Source organism: Bifidobacterium bifidum ATCC 29521 = JCM 1255 = DSM 20456 (assembly GCF_001025135.1).
In the GTDB taxonomy this organism is placed as follows: Bacteria; Actinomycetota; Actinomycetes; order Actinomycetales; family Bifidobacteriaceae; genus Bifidobacterium; species Bifidobacterium bifidum.
Genome location: NZ_AP012323.1, coordinates 1,391,175 through 1,406,984, shown reverse-complemented (window position 1 = coordinate 1,406,984; position 15,810 = coordinate 1,391,175). Strand labels below are relative to the sequence as shown.

Below are 15,810 nucleotides of genomic sequence, written 5' to 3'. Positions count from 1 at the left end.
AGCCTAGTTCGTAGAGCCGGTGGGTGGTCAACACAGCCGCCAGTACAATGAGGTCCCTTCTTTCACTCAAAAGAAGGGACCTCATCGCCTATACGGCGTTATACCGCACGACCCGTGACACGCGGCTCCCGACGCGCGATGTTATAACCTGAACACGCGAAAAATCGGTACGTTGCAAAATGAACTGTTCATTAATCGAAGGTGATTTTCATTATCTTTCAGCGGTCGGAACCTGACAGTTGGTCTACAACAGAATCGGTTCCATATCAACCAACACACAATGGAAGCTGAAAGAATGCACAAGACAATGCGTAAGTCCGCGGTCCTCAAGGGCGCCGTGGCAGGCATCGCATCCATCGCGATGCTGATGTCCGTGAGCGTCACCGCGAACGCCGCGGACACTCCCTCGTACGGCAGTGCGGTCAAGCCGAACATCACCTCGCTGCTCGGCGAGTATTACAACTGGTGGACCCCGAAGAAGGTCGTGAACAACACGCCGCAGGGCGATGCCTTCCGCGGCAAGGTCACCGATGCCGGCAAGAGCGTGCTCGGACAGAACGACAAGACCGTCGTGGCCATCAACAACAAGGCCGCCGCCGACACCACCAAGGTCGACGGCACCTACACGCAGGCCGAGCGCGCCGCTCTCGACGCGAGCGACGGCGACGCACTGCGCATCTACAAGGACGCGTTCGGGCCGATCATCGGCCAGTACGTGGCCGAGGGCGTCGCGCAGGGCGAGCTGCCCAAGACCTCCGACCTGGTGTTCAGCAAAAGCAGCAAGGACTCGTTCGCGGGCTTCGTCGGCACCGGCAGCGCCAAGAAGGACTTCAACTACCCGCGTCCGTACTTCAACAAGGAGAACGAAGGCGTCGACCGCACGATCGGCGGTGACACCGACCTCAACGGTCTGAGCTCGACGCTCGACATCAAGCGCATCCCGATGATCAATATCGACGGCCAGGAATACGGCGAGGATTACACCGACTATCAGGAGCCGTCGCAGTCCTTCCCGTCCGGCCACACCACCAAGACCTACAACCGCGGTCTGGGATTGGCCACGCTGCTGCCCGAGCTTGGACCGGAACTCGTGGCCCGCGCCGCCGAAGGCGGCAACAACCGCGTCGTGCTCGGCGTGCACTACCCGATGGACGTGATCGGCGGACGCATCTCCGCCAGCGCATCCGTCACCGCTCTGTGGTCTGATGCCACGTTCCGCCAGAACGTGCTGCTGCCGGCCCATGACGAACTTGAGAACTACATCGCCGCACGCTGCAAGGCCGACGGCAACGGCGACACCGTCGCCGCGTGTGTGAGCAAGACCGGCGCCAACGACAAGAACGGATACAAGAACACCTTCACCGACGCGGTGTCCACCGAACCGGTGACCGACCGCGCGTCCGCCATCGACGCCTACACCGCACGCATGACCTACGGATTCTCGCAGACCTCGGCCGCCGGTCAGGCGCCCGTCGTGCCGCAAGGCGCGGAGAACCTGCTGCTCACCGCATTCCCCGACCTGACCGACGCCCAGCGTCGTCAGGTGCTCGAAGCCTCCGAAATTGACTCCGGCTACCCGCTGGACGCCAGCTCCAACGGATTCGAGCGCATCAACCTCGCCAAGGCTTTCAGCGCCAAGGTGACGCTGAGCGAAGACGGCAGCACCATCACCGCCATCTCCTTCGGCGCCAAGGCGCCGACCGTGGTGAAGACCGCATCCTCCAAGAACACGATCACCGGACTGCTGACCGACTTCAACAAGTACTACGTCGCAGGCAAGGGCGTGACCGATGAGGGCAAGTCGGTGCTCGCGCACGACGACCAGCTCACCGAAGACATCAACAACAAGGCGTACGGCACCGACAGCAACACCGCGCAGGACCAGCGCGCCCTGTCCGACGCCCAGATGAACTCCACCAACACGCTGTACGACGCGCTCGGTCCGGTGCTCGGCAAGTACTACAAGGACGCCGCCGACGCTGGTAAGTTGCCGAAGACCGCCCAGTTCCTGTCCGACATGAACAAGTCCGCTTCCACCGGCGTCGCCAAGGCCACATACCAGCACCCGCGCCCCTACGTGGACCGCGTGAACTTCAACGGCACGACGCTGAACATGAACGGTCTGAAGCAGACGCTGAACATCAAGAAGGTCCCCGGTTACGAGAACTTCGACTGGGGAGACGGCGAAGCGCCCGACAACGAGTATGACGGACTGTACAACTCCGGCTCGTTCCCGTCCGGCCACACCACCTTCGCGTTCACGCAGGGCGCCGGCCTGGCGTACCTGCTGCCCGAGCTCGGCCCGGAGATCATGACCCGCGTGTCCGAGGCCGGCAACAACCGCATCGTGCTCGGCGTGCACTACCCGCTCGACATCATGGGCGGCCACATCGCCGGCCAGTACGGCGTCGCCACCGCGGTGAGCGGCGAGAAGACCGCACAGGAAGGCGCGGCCGCCCGCGCCGAGCTCGTCGATTACCTGACCGCGCAGTGCAAGGCCGACAACCACGGCGATACGCTCGACGCCTGCATCACGAACACCGGCGCGAACGCCGCCAACGGCTACCGCAATGATTTCACCGACGAGGTTTCGACCAAGCCGGTTACCGACCGTGCCTCCGCACTGGCCGCGTACAAGGCCCGCATGACCTATGGCTTCCAGGCCACGGGCACGACCGGACAGGCGCCGGTGGTGCCTGACTCGGCCGTCCGCATGTTCGACAACGTCGCCGCGTTCAAGTCGCTGGATTCCGCGCAGAAGAAGGCCGTGCTCGCCGCGACCGAAGGCGACTCCGGCTATCCGCTGGACGCCTCGTCGCAGGGCTGGGCGCGAGTCAACCTCGCCGCGGCCTACAGCGCCAAGGTCACGCTGAGCGCCGACGGCAAGAACGTCGTCAAGGTCGAGCCCGGCCAGGCGCAGGCCTCGGTCGTGCGCGAGACGAGTGGCAACAACGGCAACAACGGCGGCAACGGCGGCAACGGTAACGGCGGTAGCAATGCCGGCAACACCGGTGTCAACAATGCCGCTGGCCGCAACCCCTCCGGCACGCAGCCGCTGTCGAAGACCGGCGCGGACGTGTCCGGCATCGCCTCGGCGTTCATCCTGATCGCCGCCGCCGGCGTCACGATCATGATGATCCGCCGCAAGCACGCGATCTGACAACTAGCGCCCCCGCTGGCGGACTGAGCATCGCGCCCCCGCCAGCGGGGGCGTTTATTTTATATTCGCCTTATACCAGACCGTTGTCGTAGGCGAAGACGACGGCCTGGACACGGTCGCGCGCATTGATCTTGGCAAGGATATGCGCCACGTGCGTTTTCGCGGTTGGCAGGCTGATGAACAGCTTGTCGGCGATTTCCTGATTCGACAATCCAGGGGCGATCTCCACCAGCACCTCACGCTCCCGCTCGGTCAGCAGGTTCAGCTCCGGGTCAGTGTATGCCACCGGCCGGGCGACGGGCATCGTGGACGAACCGTCCGCATAGCCGTCAGTCGCCGTCAACCCATGCTTGGTGTACCCGTCTTCCATCATCTTTTCGATGAGTCGCTTCGTCGCCGAAGGCGCGATAATCGCGTTGCCCTGATATACCGTGCGAATAGAACTCAGCAGCGTCTCCGGCTCGGTGTCCTTGAGCAGGAATCCGGATGCGCCGGCGTTGATAGCCGCCATCACGTACTCGTCCAAGTCGAACGTCGTCAGGATGATCACGCGGGTCTTGCGCGGCGCGTCTCCGGCGGCCGCTTCCAGCGCGCTGATGCGGCTGGTCGCTTCCAGTCCGTCCATGCCGGGCATGCGCACGTCCATCAGCACCACATCGGGGTGCAGCGATTCGGCCAACGACACCGCCTGGGCGCCATCGCCCGCCTGCCCGACCACCTGTATGTCCGGCTGGGATCCGATCACCATTGCGAATCCCGTTCGCACCAGTTCCTGATCGTCGGCGATGACCACCCGAATTCTTTGCAACTCACTCATGCCTTCCACTGTATCCAACATCGGCGAACAAGTCCCGCATCACGCCCCCTGATTTAACCCTGAATTCATGTCGGATGATCCCCGGCAGGCCGTGGAGCGCCGTCTCATTACGACGCGATGCCGTGCAGCTGGCTATCGTGCAGCTGCTTGTCGAGCGATGCCGCGGGCCTGAGCTGCATGCCGGGCTGCTCTTGCCGGTGAGCCTCATCGCTGAATCCGGTCTCGCGCAGCACGCCCAGCAGCTTGCGCATGTGGGCCAGCGCCGCACGGCCCTGTGATCCGATGGCCGCGAACGCCTCGGAGATGGCCCCGGGCGACGGCTGTTCGCCGTGACGCTCGCAATCGTCAAGTATGCGCAGGCCGGCGACCGCCTGGTCGATCACGCTGGTCAGCGTCATCGTCACCTCGGACTGGATGCTCTCGCTGATGCGGTCACGTTCCATGTTCGCCGCCAGGATGCGCTGCTTGGCCTGCTCCGCGCGCAACGCCTCCTCGCGGGCTTGCAGCACCAGCGCGTTCGATCCGCTGGATCGGTCCCATTGTGCCATGGCCGTCGCGCTTATGCACAACGCCAGCGATATCACCATGAACATGATTGCCGATGCGAACGCGGCGGGCGTCGCCGCGAGGGAATATGCCGGGCGGGGATGAGTCAGCATGCTGAAGATGCTTCGATACCCGGTTTGAGCGGCGAAGATCTTGCAGCCGAACAGCACGGAATCCGATATTGCGGCGATCCCCGTCCATCGCCATGCCTTGTCACGGCCGTACAACACCGCGGAATACAGGGCCACAAGGGAAGCGAGGATATCGGCCAGGCTGACCGGCTCGAAGAACAGCAGCTGAAGCGCGGCGAGGATGGCCACCGCCAGCGCGCTGGATTCCGGGAACCTGCGGCGGAAGATCAACGGAATCAGGATGATGATCGTCAATGCGCGGTCGAAACGGTTGTCGAGCTGCAGTCCCTCGGCGTATATGACGGATGGATTGATGGAAAGTAGCATCCAGGCCACCAGTATGGTGAGCAGCAGGTCGGTCAGCAGATAATGCCGCTCGGTCCACTGCGACATGCGCTCGATCCAGTTGAGCCGCTGCTCCCCGGTAGCGGATGCCTGCTGGATTGGCTTCGAACGCAGGGCGGACAGAATCGTGCGCAGGCGTATGGTGATGGGCGCCGGCGGCGCTTGTGTCGGGACTGATGACATCTGCGACACCGGACGGGGCATCTTTGCGCCGGCCGGTTGCGTGACACCGGCCGGTTGGACGACACCGACTTGACTGGCGACGGCGGATTGCGGGGCGTTCGCGACATTACTGACGACCCCGGTATTCCCGGTATCCGTCGCCATTGAAACCGTTCCGGTCGTCGGGGCCGCCATCGGCATGATTGCCGCGCCCGAAGACACCGCAGCGGAAGACGCCGCGTTCGGGCTTTCGGACGCCGGCGCAGCAGCCTCGGACTGCGTTGAGACAGTGCTGTACGGCACGAAGCCGGACACCACGAAGCCGCCGCCAAGCTGCGGTCCACTGGTCACGCTGCCGCCGACCGCGCCGATTCGCTCGCGCATGCCGATCAGTCCGTAACCGGGCTTGTGGCCGTCCAACGACGATGACGCGCCGCGGCCATTGTCGGCAACGGTGACGTGAAGTCCGTCAGCCCCCCAGATCTCGCTGATCTGCACGGTGACGTTCGGGCCGCCGTATTTGCGCACGTTCGTCAGCGCCTCCTGCACCATGCGGTACATTGCGGTGCTCGCCTGTGCGCCGAGCGCGGCGGCCCGCGGCTGGCCGGACACGGTCTTGCGAATCGTGCACCCCATGCCGGCCGCCGCCCTCGCCTGGTCGATCAGCGCGTCCACATCCGCGTAATCGGCATGGTCCGACCCTCCGAACACGCCCAGCAGACGTTTCATGTCGTGCAGCGCGCGCTCCGATTCATGACGGATCGTCTCCATGGTCTGCCGGGCCAGCGCCGGATTGTTGGCGCCCGCGTACCGGCCCCCGTCGGATTGGATGATGATGATCGACAGTGTGTGCGCCACCACGTCATGCATGTCACGCGCGATGCGGGCGCGTTCGGCGAGCGCCGCGATATGGCGTTCCTCATCCTCTTTTGCCTGCAAGGCGTCGTTGCGCTCATGCATCATGCTGACGGTGATGCGCCGGGCCCGCTGCCAGTACGCGACGATGATCGCCGCGAACAGATACACGGCGATGAAGATGAATATGGCCACTGAGCTTGTCGCTATGGTGGTGGCGCAATCACCGCTCAGACCATAGATGTATGTCCCCGAACATGTCTCCAGGGGGCTGAGTCCATCGAAGGGCACGCCCTGATTGAGGATGGGACCCGCATCGGCGGACCAGATGATGACGGGCGACGCCAAGGCCCCGATGGCGACGGCGAGTACGATGAACGCCTTCGAATTGCGCGGATCCGCATATACGATGGCTGAATACAGCATCCATGGCGCCATCAGGTCGGCATATACCATCGACGGCCCGAACGCCAGTTGGACGACCACCAGACCGGCGAACAGCAGTGTAGCCATCTGCGGCTTCCACCGGCGCATCGCGACGGGAACCATCAGAACGAAGCTCCAGAAGGCCATTACCGTATGGTCGAAATAGGCGATGATGCCGGGATTGCTGTCATTGGTACCGGCCATGAGCGTGAAAAAGATGGAGATGATCACCGCATACAGGGCATCTGCGAGCAGCACATGCTTCCTGTTCCACGTGGTGATTCGTTCCATGATTCCCATACGGTTCAGCGTATCGCGTGCGGTGACCCGTCCCACATCGGTCGGCCGGATGATTCATTGCGATGCGGCGTGTCGGGCGGGGTGCGTTTCGTTGGTGGGAATCCCATCGGGTTTCCGCCGCCGGTCGGCTACAGTGGTACCGAGAATGGTACGGCATCGTGGGATGCCGGGGTGCATCAATGAAAGGGAATGTATGACGCTGCTTGCCGAATATTACGTGCCGGGGCTGCATATCGAGGATCGGTCGGCCAAGGTGCCGCTTGATTGGGCCGGTCATGAGCCGGGGCGCGGCTTTGACGGGGAATCGATCAGCCTGTTCTACCGCGTGGTGACCGCCCCCGAGCACGTGCATGACGATCTGCCTCTGCTGGTGTTCCTGCAGGGTGGTCCGGGAGGGGCCGGACCCAGGCTGCTGAACCCGTCGAGCGACGGATGGATTGCGGAGGCGGTCAAGCATTTCCGTGTGGTGCTGCCGGATCAGCGCGGCACGGGCCGCTCTTCGCGCGTCGACTCGCATGCCATGGCGAGGCTCGCCGCCGGGGGAGCGCGTGCGCAAGCGGATTACCTCAAGCGGTTCCTCGCGGATTCGATCGTGCGGGACTTCGAACATCTGCGCCGCACCGAGTTCGGCGGCTCGCCGTGGGTGACGCTTGGCCAGAGCTATGGCGGATTCCTGACGCTGACCTACCTGTCGCTGTTCCCCGAAGGAGTGGCCGCGAGCTTCACCTGCGGCGGCATCCCGCATGTCCCGGCGAACGCGACCGAGGTCTATGAGCACACGTTCCCGCGCATGGCCCGCAAGACCGCGCAGTTTTACGAGCGCTACGGCGTCGATGCCGATCGTGTTGCCGCCGTCGCGGATCAACTGCCGACCGTGGCTGAGATCGCGGAAGCCGGCGGCATCGGTGGCGATTCCGGCTCGCTGCCCGAGGGAACCCCGCTGCTGCCGAACGGCGACCCGCTGACCGTGGAGCGCCTGCAATGCCTCGGCTCCGACTTCGGCATGAAGCCAAGCTTCGAGCGCGTGCACTGGATTTTCGACGATGCGTTCGTCGACGGCGACGGTTCGGTCTCAGCCGGGGCGGCGTTGTCCGACGAGTTCTTGGCGAAGGTCATGAACGCGACCTCCTCGCGTCCCCTGTACTGGCCGCTGCAGGAGTTCATCTACGCGAACGGTGAACTGGACGAGCCGATTCGCTGGGCGGCACAGCGCGTGCGCGACACCATGCCCCGGTTCTCGACCGGCGAACGCCCGCTGGCCTTCACCGGCGAGGCGATGTTCCCGTGGATGTTCGAGCAGGAGTCCGCGCTGCGGCCGTTCAAGCCGGCGATGGACCTGCTGATGGAGGATACGAGATTCGGTGTGATCTATGACGCCGACCAGCTGGCCCGCAACGAGGTTCCGCTGCAATCGGCCGTGTATTTCGACGACATGTACGTGGATTCCGGCATGCAGCTCGACACGCTGAGCCGTGTCGGCAACTCGCATTACTGGGTCACCAACGAGTTCGAGCATGACGGGCTGCACGGCGATCTCGTGTTCCGCCATCTCTACGACGAGGCCCTCAACCGCGGCGACCTGGAATCGCTGTTCTAGCGTGCGGTCGTACGCTTCGCGGCCGTGCGCGGCGGGGCATGACGAACTGCATCTGTTTCGTATGAACAACACAACAAGGAGCATCATGGCGCAGAACATCACCATAGGATTCATCGGCTATGGCAACATGGCGCAGGCCATCGCGCAGGGTCTCGTCGACGCGGGCGTCGTCAACGGCGGCGACATCGTCGCCTGCGCGGCGCATTACGACAAGCTGGAAGCCAGCACTGCGAAGCTCGGGGCGCGTCCACTGCACAGCGCGCGTGAGGTCGCCGCCGCGGCCGACGTGGTGGTCATCGCCATCAAGCCGTATCAGATCGAATCCGTCATCAAGCCCATCGCAGACGAGTTCGCCAAGAATGGACGGTTCGTGGTGTCGATCGCCGCCGGCTGGGATCTGGCGAAGTACCAGAAGCTGTTCGGCGATCTGGCTCAGAGCATCCATATCCAGTGCACGATTCCGAACACGCCGATGGCCGTCGGCAAGGGCGTGCTCGTCACCGAGACCGACAACACGCTCACCGACATGCAGACGGAGGTCTTCGAATCGCTGTTCGGCCCGATTTCGCTGATCGAGCGCGTCGACACCGCACACATGACCATCGCCATGGTGGTGGCCGGCTGCGCACCCGCCTTCACCGACATGTACATTGAGGCGCTGGGTGACGCCGGCGTGCAGTACGGACTGCAGCGGGCCACCGCATACCGGCTCGCCGCGAAGATGATCGAGGGCGTGGGAGCGCTGTACATGGCCACCGGGACCCATCCCGGAGCGATGAAGGATGCCGTCTGCTCGCCCGGCGGCACCACGATCCGCGGCGTCGCCAAGCTGGAGAAGGACGGCTTCCGCGGAGCCGTTATCGACGCCGTCGACACCATCGTAGGCTGACCCCGCAAAAGGGTCCATCGGACGGTCGTCATCCGCGGTGTAGCTCGATATCATCCGGTGCCCTATCCCGCGAAAGTTCCATATCGCACGCCGCAAATGGGACTTTCGCGGGATGGGCGGAAGCTGTCGTCGGATGGCGCAGGCCGTCTGTTGTTATTCGGCGCCGTGAACGACGCGGACGCCGTCGGCGGTGACGTATCCGTAGTTCATCGTCTCGCTGTTGTAGGCGATGACGCCGTCGCCGCTGGCCGGCATGACGATGACGCCGCCGTCGCCGCGCCGGGCCGCCACGTCATCCAGTGCGGCCTGAGCGGCCTCCTGCACTGACTGGCCGGCGAACCGCACACGATCCGCGATTTGATGCGCCGCGACAGACCTCACGAACGCCTCGCCGATACCCGTGCATGACACGGCGACGCTGTCATCGGCCGCGTACGTGCCGCATCCGGGCAGCGGCGAATCCCCGACGCGCCCCGGCATCTGGTTCGTGATGCCGCCCGTGGACGTCCCCGCCGCCACATGTCCGGCGGCATCCCTCGCCACCGCGCCGATCGTGCCGTGCTTCTCCCAGGCGTCGCCCTCGGATTGGGTGCGTGCCAGCGAACGCCGGCGTTCCTCGGTCACGAAATACGACGGATCGCGCAATTCGATGCCCCACGAGCGCAGCAGGTTCTCGCCCGGCAGCGCGAACATCGTGTGCTTGGCGCGCTCCTTGACCGCCCGGGCCACATCGATCGGATGCCGGGCCGTGGTCAGTCCGGCGGCGGAGCCGACCTCGCCGTCGCCGGTCATCAGGCAGGCGTCCATCGACACCTTTCCCTCGCTGGTCAGCGCCGCGCCCCGACCGGCGTTGAACTCCGGCGCATCCTCCATCACATGAATCGCGGCGCATACCGCATCCTCGGCGGGCGCGCCCTGTTCGAGCAGCGCGTAGCCGGCGTCCAGCGCCCGACGCAGATCGCGCTCGGCCTGCGCAGTCTTCTGCGCGTTGCCATCCTTGCTCCGGTCGCCGGCTCCCGCGTGGATCGCCAGCAGAATGCCGTTGACAGGACTGCCGGACGCCGTTGATGCGCCGGATACGGTGGTGATGATCATGTTCCCTCCCTTGCACGGTTTCGCCGTGACTGATGTTTTCCGCGTGTATTATGCCACCGTCGCCGGGACCGGTCCATTCGAGGCGATTCGGTTACGGCGCGGTTTTTGCCGGCGAATCCGACGAGATGACGGCTTTATGTCTCAATATGTGAGACTGGTGGTGGCCTCCGCGCCGCCCGGGCGCGCATTCGCCGGCCGTGCGGCATACGCGCATGATAGCGGCATATAGATTTCGGCGATAGCCCTGTTCGACGCAATCGCAAGAACCGCGTGAAAACGCGCATTACGCTGAACATTGTTCGCGAAAACGGCCGGCATCCCGCCGGAACGCAGCGGGCGCACAAGATCAATGTGCACGATCAGCAATCTTAGCATCCAAACACACGGCACAAACCAAACACGATACCAGGGGGAACGAAGAGACATGAAGATCAGGAGAATCGCTGCGACGGTATTGGCGGTCACATCGCTTGTCGGCGGTCTGACGGCGTGCGGGAACAGCAGCTCGGCAGACTCCGGCACCACCGTCAAGGTCGGCGTGGTCGGCGACAGCAACGAGGTCTGGGATCAGGTCGTCATCCCGAACCTGAAGAAGGAGGGCATCAACGTCGAACTGGTGAAGTTCTCCGACTACATCCAGCCGAACGAGGCGCTCGCCAAGGGAGACATCGACCTCAACGCCTACCAGGGCTACATCCTCATGGACGACTTCAACAAGACGCACGACAACGTGCTCGCCGCAGTCGGCGAGACGGTGCTCAACCCGATCAGCCTGTACTCCGACAAGGCCAAGAAGGTCGAAGACATTCCGGAAGGCTCCGAAGTCACCATCGCCAACGACTCCGTCAACGCGGCCCGCGGCCTGCTGCTGCTCCAGTCCGCCGGCCTGATCAAGCTCGACTACAAGGAAGGTGCGAACCCCACGCCGGACGACATCGTGTCCAACCCGAAGAACCTGAAGATCACCGAGCTGGAAGCCTCGCAGACCGCCCGTTCGCTGCCCGACGTCGGAGCCAGCGTCATCAACGTGTTCATGGCCCTCGACGCGGGACTCAACCCCAAGTCGGACGCCATCTACATCGAGCCGGTCAACGAGCAGTCCAAGCCGTACTACAACATCATCGTCTCCCGCGCCAAGGATAAGGACAACGCCACCTACAAGAAGATCGTGGACGCCTACCGCAGCGACGACGTCAAGAAACTGATCGACAAGCTGTACAAGGGGGCCGTCATTCCGCTGTGGTGACATGCGGCGAATGCCGCCGCAACCGCAGCACGCAACATAACAACACACACGACAAGCGACGCGAACGGGGAACGTCGACGCATCTCGGCTGAAGGGGAGTGCTCGCCGAGAAGACATGATGCCAGCCGGACGGGATGGCGCGGACCAAGGGGACGGTCCGCGCCGCGGCGGCCCTCCGGCCGGCATCATGGCAGGTCGGCCATATGGCCCGGCATGGCATCCGTGAAGGACGGCCGCACAGGTCGTCAGACGGATCATGCAGGAGACGGCCATGCCGCGACGATTCCCGTGCAAGGCCCGGCACAAGTCGGGACGGGCCCACGCGCCGCCCACATCCAACAGGAAACAAACCAAGGAACATACGAAAGCCCGCACATCATGAGCACACCATTGACCACGCAGCAGGCCGTTGACCTCTACACCACCATGCGCAAGATCCGCCGGTTCGAGGAAACCGTCAAGGCGCACATCGGCAAGGAGATCGTCGGACCCGCCCACCTGTACATCGGCGAGGAGGCCGTCGCCACCGGCGTATGCAGCAACCTCACCCACCACGATTACGTGACCAGCACCCACCGCGGCCACGGCCACACCCTCGCCAAAGGCGCCCGCGTCGACCGTTCGCTCGCCGAGCTCTACGGCCGCACCACCGGATACTGCAAGGGCAAGGGCGGCTCCATGCATCTCGCAGACTTCAGCGTCGGCATGCTGGGCGCGAACGGCGTGGTCGGCGGCGGCTTCAACATCGCCACCGGCGCGGCGCTCGCCATCAAGCAGCGGCACGGCAGCGACGTGGCCGTGTGCTTCTTCGGCGACGGCGCATCTAGCCGAGGCACCTTCCACGAGGCCGTGAACCTCGCCGCCAGCTGGAAACTGCCGGTCATCTACGTGTGCGAGAACAACGCGTGGGCATCCACCACCCGCTTCGACGACATCAAGAACGTGGACTACCTGTCGGAACGCGCTCAGGGATACGGCATCCCCGGTGTCACCGTCGACGGCAACGACGTCGAATCCGTGCGAGACGCCTCCGCCAAGCTCATCGACCGCGCCCGCCGCGGCGACGGCCCCTCCATCCTGGAATGCAAGACCTACCGGCGCGACGGCCACTTCATCACCGACCCGCAGAAGTACCGTTCCCAGGAGGAGGTCGAGGAGTGGAAACTCTACAACGACCCGATTGACCGGTTCCGGCGCAAGATCCTGCTCGAAGGCGTCGTCACGCAGGACGACCTCGACGCCGCGGAGGAGCGGCTCGACCAGGAGTTCGCACAGGCTCTGGAATTTGCGGTAAACAGTCCATTCCCCAAGGCCGAGGACGCCTTGGACGACGTATTCAGCGGTGAGGTGAACCTGTATGAGTGAGCGAATCATCACATTCGGCGAGGCGACTCGCGAGGCCATGCTCGAAGAGATGCGAGCCGACGAACGTGTGTTCGTCTACGGCGAGGACATCGCCAAGCAGGGCGGCATCTTCGGCCAGTTCGCCGGCATGAAGGACGAATTCCCCGAGCGCGTGCTTGACACGCCGATCTCCGAGACGGCGCTCGTCGGCGCCGGCGTCGGCGCGGCCATCGCCGGCGCCAAGCCGGTCATCGACCTGCATTTCGCGGATTTCATCGGCATCGCCATGGACGAGGTGCTCAACCAGATGGCCAAGGCGCACTACATGTTCGGCGGACAGGCCACCATGTCGCTGGTGCTGCGCGCGCCCGACGGCCTGATGAAGCACGGCGCCGCCCAGCATTCCCAGTCGCTGGAGACGTGGTTCACCAACATCCCCGGCATCCGCGTGGTCGTGCCCTCGACGCCGGCCAACGGCAAGCAGCTGCTCAAGGCGGCTATCAAGGATCCTAACCCGGTCATCTACTTCGAGAACAAGGGACTGTTCCCGGTCAAGGGCGACGTGCCCGAGGACCTGCCACCCATCGACCTGAGCCGTGCGGAGGTCGTGCGCGAAGGCGCCGACGTGACGCTGGTCTCCTACGGTCTGATGCTCACCAAGGCGCTCGCTGCCGCGGATGTTGCACGGCGCGAATACGGCGTGAGCGTGGAGGTCATCGACCTGCGATCCATCACGCCGCTCGACATGCCGACCATCTATGCGTCGGTGAAGAAGACCGGTCATCTGGTCATCGCGCACGAGGCCATCAAGATCGGCGGCGTGGGCGGCGAGATCGCGGCGCGCGTGGCCGAGAACCATTTCGATTATCTGCGCGGGCCGGTGCTGCGCGTCGGCGCGCGGTTCACGCCGCTGCCGTTCAGCCCGGTGATGGAGGACTTCGTGCTGTCCGGCGAGAAGGAGATCCTCGACGCCGTGCTCGCGGCGGCCGGCAAGTCCGCCGTCGATGGGGCGGATGGTGCTGCGGGTCGGGCGGGTGAGGCCGCGTGAGCGATGCAACCGTCAACGCAACCGCAGCCGCAGCGGCGGAGGCTTCGGATTCCGTCGCCGCCGGCGCCCCTCTGATCTCGCTTGACCACGTCACCGTCGAATTCGGCTGCGGCAAAAACCGCTTCCGCGCCGTCGACGACGTGTCCCTGACCATCAACAAGGGCTCCATATACGGCATCATCGGTTTCTCCGGCGCCGGAAAATCGACGCTGGTGCGCACGATGAACGTCCTGCAGCGTCCGACCAGCGGCACCGTGACCTTCAACGGAACCACCATCAGCACGCTCGGCGAGGGCCGGCTGCTACCGCTGCGCCGCAAGATTGCGATGATCTTCCAGCACTTCAACCTGATGCCATCCAGAACCGTGCTTGACAATGTCACCCTGCCGCTCATCCACGAGAAGGTATCCCGCAAGGACGCCCGCGTGAAGGCCATGCATCTGCTGGAACTCGTCGGTATCGCCGACAAGGCCAAGGCGTATCCGCGGCAGCTTTCCGGTGGCCAGCAGCAGCGCGTCGCCATCGCGCGTGCACTGATCGGCGACCCGGAGGTGCTGCTGTGCGACGAGGCGACCAGCGCGCTCGACCCGCGCACCACCCGGTCGATCCTCGCCCTGCTCAAGGACCTCAATGCACGGCTCGGCCTGACCATCGTGCTCATCACCCACCAGATGCAGGTCGTCAAGGACATCTGCACCGACCTGGCGGTCATGAGCCACGGCAAGGTCGTCGACGACGGGTCCATCCTCGACGTGTTCGACCACCCGTCCAACGAACTGACCCGCGAGTTCATCTACACGTCCGGCAACATGAACAAGGGCATCACGCTCGTCCAGGAGCACCCGCTGTTCAGCAAGGAGCGGGAGAGCGGCAGCGTGTATCTGCTGTTCTCGGTCGGCTCCGGTGCGGAGGAGACGCTGATGGCCGACATACGCGAACGGTTCGGCGTGAGAGGCAACATCATGTTCGGCAACGTGGACGTGATTCACGGCACGCCGGTCGGCATGATCCTGGTCAGTCTGGATGGTCCGGCCGAGGCGGTCAGCAAGGCGCTCGCGTATTTCCCGACGGTCGGGGTGAGCGCGACGCCGCTCGCCGACCTGCATGTGAACGAGGTGGAGGAGAACGACAATGAATGATCTGCTGGAGACATGGCTGCCGAATGTGTCGATGATCTGGCCGGAGGTCTGGGACGCGACCTACGAGACTCTGTACATGGTGATCGTCGGCGCGGTGATCGGATACGCGATCGGCCTTGTGCTCGGTCTGCTGCTGTTGCTTACCAGACGCGGCGGGCTCACGCAGAACGTGATCGTCTACAACATCCTCGACAAGATCGTCAACATCGTGCGATCCATCCCGTTCATCATCCTCATGGCCCTGCTGGTCGGCGTGACGCGAGTGATCGTCGGCACCTCCATCGGCACCGAGGCGATGATCGTGCCGATCGTGGGCGCGACTGTGCCGTTCTACGCCCGGCAGGTCGAGAACGCGCTGCTGGAGATAGACCCCGGCCTGGTCGAAGCGGCCAAGGCATCCGGCCTGGGCACGCTCGACATCATATGGCGCGTGTACCTGCGCGAAGGGCGCGTGCCGATCATCCGAGTGTCGGCGCTGTCGTTCATCAACGTGGTCGCCTTCTCCGCCATGGCTGGCGTGGTCGGTGGAGGTGGTTTGGGTAACCTCGCGATCATCCGCGGCTACAACCGGTTCCAGAGCGACGTGACGCTGGTGGCTACACTGATCATTCTCGTCATCGTGTTCGTCAGCCAGCTGATATGCAACCTGCTCGCCAAGCGGCTGCAGCACTGAGATTCGCTTCCTCCCCGGACCGCCCGAAGTCGGCTGC

At 64.2% G+C, this 15,810-nt stretch carries 11 protein-coding genes; 8 read left to right on the top strand and 3 right to left on the bottom strand.

What is annotated here, in order from left to right:
• The first annotated feature begins 295 nt into the window (after positions 1 to 295).
• Positions 296 to 3,160: a phosphatase PAP2 family protein gene (locus tag BBBF_RS05985; RefSeq protein ID WP_033510037.1), complete on the top strand. Its 2,865-nt coding sequence runs from the start codon at positions 296 to 298 to the stop codon at positions 3,158 to 3,160.
• Positions 3,161 to 3,230: 70 nt separating this feature from the next.
• On the opposite strand, the gene BBBF_RS05980 is transcribed toward BBBF_RS05985, so the two are convergent.
• Both BBBF_RS05980 and BBBF_RS05975 read right to left on the bottom strand, forming a co-directional pair.
• The gene (locus BBBF_RS05980) at positions 3,231 to 3,977 is read right to left on the bottom strand and encodes a response regulator (RefSeq protein ID WP_033510035.1); all 747 of its coding nucleotides are present in this window, start codon (positions 3,975 to 3,977) and stop codon (positions 3,231 to 3,233) included.
• A 107-nt stretch (positions 3,978 to 4,084) separates the two neighbouring features.
• Positions 4,085 to 6,733 carry a sensor histidine kinase gene (locus BBBF_RS05975; RefSeq protein ID WP_231855211.1) on the bottom strand — a complete coding sequence of 883 codons (2,649 nt, stop codon included), beginning with the start codon at positions 6,731 to 6,733 and terminating at the stop codon, positions 4,085 to 4,087.
• A gap of 202 nt (positions 6,734 to 6,935) precedes the next feature.
• Here BBBF_RS05975 and BBBF_RS05970 point away from each other — a divergent pair, with 202 nt between their 5' ends.
• Together BBBF_RS05970 and proC are read left to right on the top strand one after the other, a co-directional pair.
• A complete protein-coding gene (locus BBBF_RS05970; RefSeq protein WP_003817205.1) occupies positions 6,936 to 8,339 on the top strand; it encodes an alpha/beta fold hydrolase in 1,404 nt (467 codons plus the stop codon).
• A gap of 85 nt (positions 8,340 to 8,424) precedes the next feature.
• Complete coding sequence (gene proC / locus BBBF_RS05965; protein WP_033510032.1) at positions 8,425 to 9,228, top strand: pyrroline-5-carboxylate reductase; 804 nt, start codon at positions 8,425 to 8,427, stop codon at positions 9,226 to 9,228.
• 153 nt (positions 9,229 to 9,381) lie between these two features.
• Here proC and BBBF_RS05960 read toward each other — a convergent pair whose 3' ends face one another.
• Positions 9,382 to 10,323, bottom strand: coding sequence for an isoaspartyl peptidase/L-asparaginase family protein (locus tag BBBF_RS05960; protein ID WP_021648558.1), 942 nt, complete (start codon positions 10,321 to 10,323; stop codon positions 9,382 to 9,384).
• Between the two features lie 424 nt (positions 10,324 to 10,747).
• Here BBBF_RS05960 and BBBF_RS05955 point away from each other — a divergent pair, with 424 nt between their 5' ends.
• From BBBF_RS05955 to BBBF_RS05935, 5 genes are all read left to right on the top strand, one after another.
• Entirely contained in the window at positions 10,748 to 11,569 is an 822-nt protein-coding gene (locus BBBF_RS05955; RefSeq protein ID WP_021648556.1) for a MetQ/NlpA family ABC transporter substrate-binding protein, read from the top strand.
• Positions 11,570 to 11,947: 378 nt separating this feature from the next.
• Entirely contained in the window at positions 11,948 to 12,934 is a 987-nt protein-coding gene (locus tag BBBF_RS05950; protein ID WP_033510030.1) for a thiamine pyrophosphate-dependent dehydrogenase E1 component subunit alpha, read from the top strand.
• Positions 12,927 to 13,961, top strand: a complete 1,035-nt coding sequence (locus BBBF_RS05945; protein ID WP_014760370.1) for an alpha-ketoacid dehydrogenase subunit beta — start codon at positions 12,927 to 12,929, stop codon at positions 13,959 to 13,961. The genes BBBF_RS05950 and BBBF_RS05945 overlap by 8 nt, the downstream gene beginning before the upstream one ends.
• Entirely contained in the window at positions 13,958 to 15,100 is a 1,143-nt protein-coding gene (locus BBBF_RS05940; protein WP_021648554.1) for a methionine ABC transporter ATP-binding protein, read from the top strand. The genes BBBF_RS05945 and BBBF_RS05940 overlap by 4 nt, the downstream gene beginning before the upstream one ends.
• The gene (locus tag BBBF_RS05935; protein ID WP_003822142.1) at positions 15,093 to 15,773 is read left to right on the top strand and encodes a methionine ABC transporter permease; all 681 of its coding nucleotides are present in this window, start codon (positions 15,093 to 15,095) and stop codon (positions 15,771 to 15,773) included. The genes BBBF_RS05940 and BBBF_RS05935 overlap by 8 nt, the downstream gene beginning before the upstream one ends.
• The last annotated feature ends 37 nt before the right edge of the window (positions 15,774 to 15,810 follow it).

Bases quoted from the DNA above. Each gene is read 5' to 3' on its own strand.
- BBBF_RS05970 (WP_003817205.1), top strand. From the start codon at position 6,936: ATGACGCTGCTTGCCGAATATTACGTGCCGGGGCTGCATATCGAGGAT.
- BBBF_RS05985 (WP_033510037.1), top strand. From the start codon at position 296: ATGCACAAGACAATGCGTAAGTCCGCGGTCCTCAAGGGCGCCGTGGCA.
- BBBF_RS05945 (WP_014760370.1), top strand. From the start codon at position 12,927: ATGAGTGAGCGAATCATCACATTCGGCGAGGCGACTCGCGAGGCCATG.
- BBBF_RS05955 (WP_021648556.1), top strand. From the start codon at position 10,748: ATGAAGATCAGGAGAATCGCTGCGACGGTATTGGCGGTCACATCGCTT.
- BBBF_RS05960 (WP_021648558.1), bottom strand. From the start codon at position 10,323: ATGATCATCACCACCGTATCCGGCGCATCAACGGCGTCCGGCAGTCCT.
- BBBF_RS05950 (WP_033510030.1), top strand. From the start codon at position 11,948: ATGAGCACACCATTGACCACGCAGCAGGCCGTTGACCTCTACACCACC.
- BBBF_RS05975 (WP_231855211.1), bottom strand. From the start codon at position 6,733: ATGGAACGAATCACCACGTGGAACAGGAAGCATGTGCTGCTCGCAGAT.
- BBBF_RS05935 (WP_003822142.1), top strand. From the start codon at position 15,093: ATGAATGATCTGCTGGAGACATGGCTGCCGAATGTGTCGATGATCTGG.
- proC (WP_033510032.1), top strand. From the start codon at position 8,425: ATGGCGCAGAACATCACCATAGGATTCATCGGCTATGGCAACATGGCG.
- BBBF_RS05980 (WP_033510035.1), bottom strand. From the start codon at position 3,977: ATGAGTGAGTTGCAAAGAATTCGGGTGGTCATCGCCGACGATCAGGAA.